The organism is Pseudoalteromonas sp. AWM4_233 (assembly GCF_056158285.1).
Genome location: NZ_JBSWSZ010000024.1, coordinates 1 through 2047, shown reverse-complemented (window position 1 = coordinate 2047; position 2047 = coordinate 1). Strand labels below are relative to the sequence as shown.

General features: G+C 42.1%; 4 protein-coding genes and 1 pseudogene. All 5 read right to left on the bottom strand.

What is annotated here, in order from left to right:
* A pseudogene (locus ACXAC4_RS18755) lies at positions 1-685 on the bottom strand (AAA family ATPase); the annotation flags it as partial.
* A gap of 56 nt (positions 686-741) precedes the next feature.
* Complete coding sequence (locus tag ACXAC4_RS18750) at positions 742-1122, bottom strand: hypothetical protein (RefSeq protein ID WP_475164557.1); 381 nt, start codon at positions 1120-1122, stop codon at positions 742-744.
* Between the two features lie 8 nt (positions 1123-1130).
* On the bottom strand, positions 1131-1220 hold the full coding sequence (locus ACXAC4_RS18745) for a hypothetical protein (protein ID WP_475164559.1): 90 nt from the start codon (positions 1218-1220) through the stop codon (positions 1131-1133).
* Positions 1213-1500, bottom strand: coding sequence for a hypothetical protein (locus ACXAC4_RS18740; protein WP_475164554.1), 288 nt, complete (start codon positions 1498-1500; stop codon positions 1213-1215). Before ACXAC4_RS18740 ends, ACXAC4_RS18745 begins: the two co-directional genes overlap by 8 nt.
* Before the next feature lie 71 nt (positions 1501-1571).
* Positions 1572-2012: a zinc ribbon-containing protein gene (locus ACXAC4_RS18735; RefSeq protein WP_474814889.1), complete on the bottom strand. Its 441-nt coding sequence runs from the start codon at positions 2010-2012 to the stop codon at positions 1572-1574.
* Between the last annotated feature and the right edge of the window lie 35 nt (positions 2013-2047).

The following is a 2047-nucleotide window of genomic DNA, read 5'->3' as shown; positions in this document are numbered from 1 at the left end:
AAGGTTAACTTTCGTTGTTGACTCGACGGTAGCAGCACCTTTAATTAAACTTTTAATCGCGTCTCGAGTTAAATCCTTGCCAATGACTTCTTGGGCAAATGTCTTAATCTGACCAACAAATTGTCTTAAGTAGATTTCGTCCTTTGGAAAGTAACTTTCGAAATCAGCCAGCACACGAAACCACTCACTAAACTCATCATCATGATCCTGCATAAAGTAATACAAGTCTCTACTTCCCATCAAAACCACTTTCACATCCAGAGGCATTGCTTGGGGCAGTAAAGTCATTGAGTTACTCAACGTACTGTCCGTTTGGGGTGGGTCCATATAGACTTTGCTTAAGCGCTCGTTTTAAAGCATCCCAAACATTCGGTTGCTGAAGCATTTTCTCTGCTTCAAGGATCAGATAGCCACCATTTGCGCGATGAAGTGCCCCTTCTCGGATCATCCGATGATTTGTCAGCAGTACCCCCTGCAATCCAGAATATTCGATTCTTCCAAATACATTTTGATACGTTGGGTTTGATTCGAAAATGATGGGTACGCCCGTTTTCTCTTCATGCTCAATGAACACATTGGGCTGAAATTGTTCGGTAAAAATAGATTTTCGGTCGATATCTTCGTGCTTTTCCTCTCCTTCATCAACAAGCCAATCCGCAACAGTATCAATAGGGTGGGGACGCATATCCCGGATGTATTTCAAAATACCCAATTGGTAGGAGTATTTATGTTCCAATTCTTTCAGTAATGGTTTGATCGCACTTTCGATAGTGTCTCGTTGTAATTCACGCAACTGCTCAGACAGCTCCCGTTTCCATCCTGGCAGTTCCGAAGTAAACTTTCGTTAAAAACACTCTCAAGTGACTCAATTGCTGAGTAGAAAAATTCCTGCTGGCCCTCTGTCAGTTTCGGAAAATCAGCATCATCAATAATATTGCCATCAACAATCGGTGAAAAGCTGACTGTCCCAGTATCTTCAAACATGGCAATGCTTTGGTTTTGTGCAATGACTTCCACTTCACGTAACGCTGCTTCGTACTTATTTTCAAATACTTTATTGATTGCACTTTTCTTCCGTTGATAACCCGGGTTATCAAATGCTGCTGGAAATGTATCAAACAATTCGTCAATCAGTGATGAGATATCTCGATGGAATAGCTTCCATCCCCCACAGCTAACTTCAGGATATTTGGCTGGCGTGTATCTTCAAAGTTATTCAGGTAACACCAACTGTTTGGGGTTGGCTTTTTGTTGCGCTTTTTGCTTCACATAGCGCGTGATCAACGTATGGCGACCTAGTGCAGGTTCACCCATAACGTAAATATTGTATCCAGGGAAATCCAATCCCAGTCCAAACTCCAGCGCTTCGCGTGCGCGGTCTTGTCCGATAAAATCTGCTTGGGAGTGGCTGGATTCAGCCACAAGTTTATCGACGACTTTATTATTGATTGAATAGTCTAACTGTCTTTTTGACAACCGCGCCAATGCCGCAACATCCATTCGTCTGCCTTATATTTATTATTCACTACTTGACAAAGGGCGATAGGATATCATGCCATCCTATCAATGCGTCATGATTGATGATTTTTTCTGAAAAATCGCCTTCCTTCACACCGATGACAACCTTTCATTTCCTGAAAATGAAAGATGTGAGTGATTGTCCCACAATTTTGACAGCGATAATGACCAACATGCACCCACTCTCCTGCTGAATAGATGCCTTGATGTTCTAGCTCAATGGGGAGCTGATAAATTTCACGCAAATAAGGATCCGCTAGATTTTCTATTTCAGCCAACCACCATTCATGATAATAAGCTGCATTATCGTCTTCCTGCTTCAGTAACTCCTTAGACTCTGGGTCATTCTTCATCATCCAAACTTCATCATCCCATTGTTCAGAGACATAGGATAGAATGTGCTTTGTTTCTTGGTAAACACTCGTTTCAAAAGACATCAATGATTTGAAACAAGCTCGCATCGTTTCCTTAAAACTCACGGTTTGCTGTGCCATATGACCCCCTCAGTATGTGCTACCACATCGGCATG

What these genes read in the sequence shown, in the direction of transcription:
- ACXAC4_RS18740 (WP_475164554.1), bottom strand. Translation starts at nt 1,500, where the DNA reads ATGGATGTTGCGGCATTGGCGCGGTTGTCAAAAAGACAGTTAGACTAT.
- ACXAC4_RS18735 (WP_474814889.1), bottom strand. Translation starts at nt 2,012, where the DNA reads ATGGCACAGCAAACCGTGAGTTTTAAGGAAACGATGCGAGCTTGTTTC.